A 6,299-nucleotide genomic window follows, 5' to 3' on the forward strand; every position below is an offset into this window, starting at 1 on the left:
GCCATTTATTACTTAAATATGAAACAACCAACTCTCCAAAATTCAATGCTCACGAACAGCGGAGGAAATACACGGAGACTCCTATGGGAGGAATGGCCTAGGTGAGACCCCGCAGTGAGGGACGAACAAGGAGGCTCATCAGCCACCCATGGAAAGCGTAGTGTTTTCCGCAGCGGCCTATTATCACTCGTCATATATATAGGAAATTGAAATTTACTGCGCAGTATATAGCTACTGCGCAATTAGAATCAATATGTGTTGCTAGTGCAGTAGATAAAGACCGTTCGCTATTGTTGTTTGGAAATGTATAATTGTCTCTTTCTATATTGTCCAGGTGATACTCCCATCCCTTTTTTGAATTGACGACTGAAATGAGAGGCATCATGGTACCCCATCAGAAGTGCAATTTGTTCCACCGTATACTTTTCCTGCATGAGCAACTTCTTAGACTCATGTAATTTTTTATAAGTTAAATATTGTTTTGGAGACATATTAAACACTTGTTTGAATACTTTATTACAATAGGAAATACTAAAGCCAAATGATTCTGCTATTTCTTCGATTCGAATTGTACTATCTTCCCCATCATCAAAATAGTGTGGTTGACTAATCAACAATTCAATTTGATTGGCTATTTGATGGGCAATCTGAAAAGTCCGATCTGAAATCGGAGAGACCTCCACTTTTACTTGCTCTAGACAAGACACAACACTTCCTAATGTTTCAAAAATAATGGCATGCAGATGCATTTGGTCAACAAATGATAGTCTTTGCTCTTGAGTGTACCTCATCAGACGATCTAAAAATGGACGTGTTTTTCTAGCTAGCTTCGACTTTGCATGGTAATATACCTCAGTCGTATCCTCAAAATAAGGTAATAACCACTTATCATCCATATTAAAGTGAAGACAAAAATAGGTAAACCCTTCCTGCCCATCCTTCACACCAGAACTAGCATGCATTTCTCCAGGTCTAATGATGATTAGATCTCCTGCTTCTAATAAGTATGTATGGTCATTCACCGTAAAATGTTGCTTACCACTTGTGACAAGATTAATTTCATACATCGGATGTTCGTGCATGGGAAAGTGCCATGAACTTTTCACACTGCGATAATGCATGCGATGCAGTTCTACGCCTACTTTCATGTCTGGCATAATATATTGCTCCGAAATATTTTGTTTCGTCCCACTTTTAAAACCGCTTACATTTTGGTCTTTATACTTTATTTCCATTTGCTCATCACCCTAGTAAGTTTATTCAATAATTATGACACCGCATACAATCTATTTTACGCTCGATTTCTTTTTAGTTCAATAGCTTGTTGGTGGCAGACACTTTTATTGGTATAATAACAGCAACAACTAATGACATTAGAGGAGACATGACATGTATAAATTAGTCGCAATTGATATTGATGATACATTGATTAATGATGATCGACAGGTAACAGAAGGAACATTACAAGCTATCAAAACGGCCCACGAAAACGGCGTTATGGTTGCACTTGCAACAGGGAGAATGTTTGCAGGGGCATATCCTATTGCCAAACAGGTCGGATTAGACATTCCTGTTATCAGTTATCAAGGTGCCTTAATTAAAGATTTAAAAAGCAATCATATCCTTTATGAAAAAAGTATACCAGCTAATATCGTTCAAAAAATTATTCAGTACAGCAAGAAAAAAGGTGTTCATTTACAAATCTCTAGCGGTGACAAACTTTACGCAAGAGAAGATAATGATAAAGTGCGTACATATGCAGCAAATCAAAACATTCCATATTACATTGAGCCAGACTTTGACACTCGCTTTTTAGAGGAACCTGTAACAAAGATGCTTATAAATGAAAATCCAGAGGTTGTTGACCAATTGTTGCACGAACTAAAACCAACTATTGGCCAGGAGTGTTTTGTAACAAAATCAAAACCTTTTTTCTTAGAATTTACGCATCAAGAAGTTAATAAAGGAGAAGCAATTAAATTCTTATGTAACCATATTGGTTGTCAATTAGAAGAAGTTATTGCGATTGGTGACAGTTGGAATGACATTCAAATGCTAGAAGTTGCCGGGTTACCAGTTTCAATGGGAAATGCGACGGATGATTTAAAACAAGTAGCTAAATACATCACCTCTTCAAATAATGAGGAAGGTGTGAAAGAAGTATTTGAAAAGTTCGTTCTTAATCAATTTTAATTAATCCAGGAGGGCATTTGCCCCTGGATTCTTTTATGTTTAAGACTTAGATGTTAAGGGTATGACATATAAGAATAAAATTGGCTTATCGCCATGCCTTTTGGCTCTGGCGATTGCCAAGTGTAAAAAGCTGTATATGCCATGCTTGCAGTTTTCTACACTCTTGTACATTTTTTCACATAAAACGACATTAAATGACTAACATCAACATCTCATACAATACATCTTTCACTTTTACGGTATGACCATAGGCAACATCAAAGTTAGCAATCGAACCTTTTTCTTCAGCTAACGTATAGGATACGGTTGCTTCTTCGGGAACAAACACATCCAAGCCATTACCGAAGGCATCACTCAATGGTGTTTCTTCACATATATTCGTTGAGACTCCAGTTACGACAAGACTTTTTATGTCTAAGTCTTTCAATAACTCTTGTAATTGTTTCTGGTAATTAGCACTGTCATTTTTGTTAATGACATAATTATTCGGTTCAGGGACGATATCTTTAATAAATTCACTATCCCATGTACCTTCTATGCAGTGTTTGGTTTTTTTAATGGACGGAAATACTTTTGAGATAAGAATAGCTTCAGAATCATTGGTGTGATGGTTGTGTTGAAGATAAATAATAGGTCGTTTTTTGGCTTTAAATGCTTCCCTCAACTGTCTAATTGGTTCCACAGCATGATAGGCCCTTGAGGTGTCTAACCCCATTTTTGCTAATGAACCTTGAGGATGGACAAATGCATTTTGCATATCCATAATCAACAATGCACTATGATCCTTTTCAAATTCAATTTGATTCATTCGGTTACCTCCTTTTAATAATTAAAACTTCACACAGTGGGGGTTTTTGCCCTTCCCTCACTATGTGTTTGTAGGTAAAAGCGTTCGTTAACTCCCATTTAAACATTTCCTTTTCCTTTCATGTTTTGAAGTGGGAGTCTTACGGACGGTTTCACCAGGACATATAAAAATTCCTATTTTTTATTATACACGAAATAAACTTGTCTTAGGCAAATTTTCTGAAAAATTAATAATTTTGTCACATTCTTTCAGGTTTTATTCCTATTCCTTTGAATTGCTTTCAGTATCGTCAGGTAGCCACATTTTTTATCTTTGAACTCATGCCTAGTTTAACTTATATCGATTTTTCGGACGCCCCTTGTTACCATAATCAGATATAACTTGAACATCGCCTTGCTTTACTAAATAATGTAAATAGCGATGTACCGTTTGGTAGGCAACCGGGAGCTCTGTTTGAATTTCTGAAATCGTCAATGCTTTTGTCTGTTGGACGAGAAAGCCTTTAATTGTTTGTAGTGTGGCAGAATTGATCCCTTTATCCACAAACACATTGTCTTCAGGTGTACTTGTTAATCTAGCTATTTTTAAATTTAATCGTACCCTCGAAATCAAATCAGGTGCTTTAATGGGCTTAAGAGCAAAATCTGTCGCCCCTGAGTCAAGGAACTGATCCGCAATTTCTTGCCTTTCATCAACCGTTAGCACAATAATTGGGATCGTTTTATTTCGTTTGCGAATTTCTTTAGTTGTCTTTAGTCCGTCCCAATTTGGCATATGATAATCGACTAGTACAAGCTCAGGGGTTAACTTTTCAAACAGTTCAACCCCCTCTTTCCCACTTGCTGCTTCTGCAGTTTCCCAATTACCGAATTCACATATTTCTTTAATCGTGTATCGAATATCTTCATTATCATCAATAACTAAAATCATGCTTTTTCCCTCTTTCAAACTGGTTTGATAAAGAAAACTTGGCGACCTGAAAGCCTTTAAGCGCAGGTAGAGTCTTCGTTGTACACTTATACATTTCACCTAAAACTACGTCGAGATAAAGCATCTTCGCTACAGTTTTATGTATTATTGACGGGTAAAAATATACTCATCACAGTATTGCCTTCTTTACTAAACACATCGATCTGACCATCATGATTTTCAATCACACGTCTCACAAAAGACAAACCGAGTCCCGAAGAATTTTTCGTACTAAAGCCTTCCTTCCATATGTCTTGCAAATATTTTTCATCAATCCCTGGTCCATTATCAATGATTTTAAACAGGAGTCCATCCTCCACTGATTCAACAACAACCTCTATTTTCCCCTCAGTTCCGCGTAACGAGACGATTGAATTTTCAATCAAATTAGAAATTGCCCTAGCAAATCGAATCTTATTGACCGTAATCGGCGGTAAGTCATCGGCAATATTAACCTCTAATTCTACTTTTTGGTCATCAACTGGAATATGACTTATTACATAATCCATTAATTGTTTTACCGTTAGTTGGCTTTTAATATCCTCATATAAAATTTCTGAAATCATCTCATTCATCCGTTTTAATGAACGGTCCAACCGCTTAAAATAGTCTTTCGAACGTTTATCTTCCACCTGTTCATATTGCAAACTCATTAAAGAGATTAACCCCTCTACCGTTGCAAGAGGCGTTTTCAAATCATGGACAAGTGTATGAATTTCTTGGTAAACCTTAGACTCTACTAATGCTAGACGTGTTTGCTTCAACTCTAACTCTTGATGTTGATATTTTTCCAATGTGTATAGTTGTTTATTGTATAAAGAAACAAGTACAGTGAAAATAATCGAGATAATGAAGAAGATAAAAAAGAATACATAAAATAATGTCGTCGATAATTGGCTATCGGTCAGAAATCGATCCGCTATTTTAAGACTTACTGCAATATCTTCTGTTCCTAATCCATACTTTGACAGACTCGGAATGACGTTCAACCATAGTAAAGTACTTAATACAAAAACTAGTAAAATAAAAAACGTTATATAATAGTAGCGTTGCTTTGGTATGAATGTTTCAAGAAAAAGCAACAACCCTAGCGAAAGAATATGCATAAGGATGGAAAAGTTTTCATGGTAAATTTGGTTTAACAATACTATATTTAATAGTACCACACTAATATAGATCAATTGAAATTGATCCTTTCGTTTACATAACCCTTGACTTACAAATAAAGAACCAAAGTAAAGCATCACAAATGTTATAAGGGACTTAAAAACATATGACACAGAAGAAATTAGTAATTGACCACTATCCATTGTGTCAATACTCATTTGAATCATTTCAATCATATGTTGTGACCAATTTAATGTCATACCAGGAAACGTTTGACCATAGATGATAAAAACGAATCCAACAAAAACCAAAACATTTCTATTATGTTGCATATACATCATCCTTCATTTAGCGAAAAGCAGAATTCAATGGTGTTCGAATTTCTTCCAAATTGTTAACGAGTGTATAAGGAATTGAATTGGATTGGAATAACTCTGTTTGATTGGCACGATCGACTACAGATTCTATACCAATAAAATAATTTGCTTTTGGTATAGCTTGGTGAATCAACTCCCATGTACGAGCATCTCCCTTATAATCATTAGACAAATGTAAAACAACAACTGGTATCCCTTGCAACTCTGCTTCCTTAGTTAAATCTCGTAATCTCTGCTTTTCTTCCTCAAAACTTCTTGGTGTATTCGCGAGTCCTGTAGGGCTATAGCCAATAGAAATGACTAAGGATTGATAGTCATATAGATCAGAGGCCAATGCTCTTGGTCGATAATCCCCATCCAAATTTAGATCGTTCACAATTTGTTTCAAAATTTCCCCTTCCACTGCTTGACCAACATTTGTTAATAAAATATTCTCCTTGGCAATTGGAGCAGGGAGATTTGGATAATCGTTGATATGAGAATCTGGTTTAATGGATAAAAAGGAAATAAATACCAACCCACCAAACAAACAGATAAATGGAATGATATATTTTTTCATTTCGTTTCTCCCCTCCCCTATGGATTAATTCTAACTTTCACGTTCGCTTAGATACATTTTGTTGCGTAGTTGCTATATTACACGCAACAACCACCACTGTCCTTTATAAAATGAGTGCTAATATATCGCTGCGGAAATACACTCCGCTTTCCTGTGGGGGGCTGGTGAGCCTCCCTCTATAAAAGTTGATATATCAACGCTTGTAGCAGTTTTAAATTATTTTTCAAAATTTTTTCGAGTGACTTTTAGTACCAGGGTAAGTTAAGTGGAAAAATTTACCATCCAA

The 6,299-nt window shown here is 35.8% G+C and carries 6 protein-coding genes; 1 reads left to right on the forward strand and 5 read right to left on the reverse strand.

Going from position 1 to position 6,299, the window contains the following annotated elements:
* Positions 1-287: 287 nt before the first annotated feature.
* Positions 288-1,235 carry a helix-turn-helix domain-containing protein gene (locus FCI53_RS20775; RefSeq protein ID WP_138420904.1) on the reverse strand — a complete coding sequence of 316 codons (948 nt, stop codon included), beginning with the start codon at positions 1,233-1,235 and terminating at the stop codon, positions 288-290.
* A gap of 154 nt (positions 1,236-1,389) precedes the next feature.
* Between FCI53_RS20775 and FCI53_RS20780 the strand changes: the two genes are divergently transcribed.
* Positions 1,390-2,193: a Cof-type HAD-IIB family hydrolase gene (locus tag FCI53_RS20780; RefSeq protein ID WP_138420905.1), complete on the forward strand. Its 804-nt coding sequence runs from the start codon at positions 1,390-1,392 to the stop codon at positions 2,191-2,193.
* Between the two features lie 190 nt (positions 2,194-2,383).
* Here FCI53_RS20780 and FCI53_RS20785 read toward each other — a convergent pair whose 3' ends face one another.
* The 4 genes from FCI53_RS20785 to FCI53_RS20800 form a co-directional block, all read right to left on the reverse strand.
* Positions 2,384-3,001 carry a cysteine hydrolase family protein gene (locus FCI53_RS20785; RefSeq protein ID WP_138420906.1) on the reverse strand — a complete coding sequence of 206 codons (618 nt, stop codon included), beginning with the start codon at positions 2,999-3,001 and terminating at the stop codon, positions 2,384-2,386.
* Positions 3,002-3,325: 324 nt separating this feature from the next.
* Entirely contained in the window at positions 3,326-3,931 is a 606-nt protein-coding gene (locus FCI53_RS20790; RefSeq protein ID WP_138420907.1) for a response regulator, read from the reverse strand.
* Positions 3,932-4,068: 137 nt separating this feature from the next.
* On the reverse strand, positions 4,069-5,409 hold the full coding sequence (locus FCI53_RS20795) for a sensor histidine kinase (RefSeq protein ID WP_171038265.1): 1,341 nt from the start codon (positions 5,407-5,409) through the stop codon (positions 4,069-4,071).
* Positions 5,410-5,425: 16 nt separating this feature from the next.
* Positions 5,426-6,013: a DUF6305 family protein gene (locus FCI53_RS20800; RefSeq protein ID WP_138420909.1), complete on the reverse strand. Its 588-nt coding sequence runs from the start codon at positions 6,011-6,013 to the stop codon at positions 5,426-5,428.
* Between the last annotated feature and the right edge of the window lie 286 nt (positions 6,014-6,299).

The organism is Aquibacillus sediminis (assembly GCF_005870085.1).
In the GTDB taxonomy this organism is placed as follows: domain Bacteria; phylum Bacillota; class Bacilli; order Bacillales; family Amphibacillaceae; genus Aquibacillus_E; species Aquibacillus_E sediminis.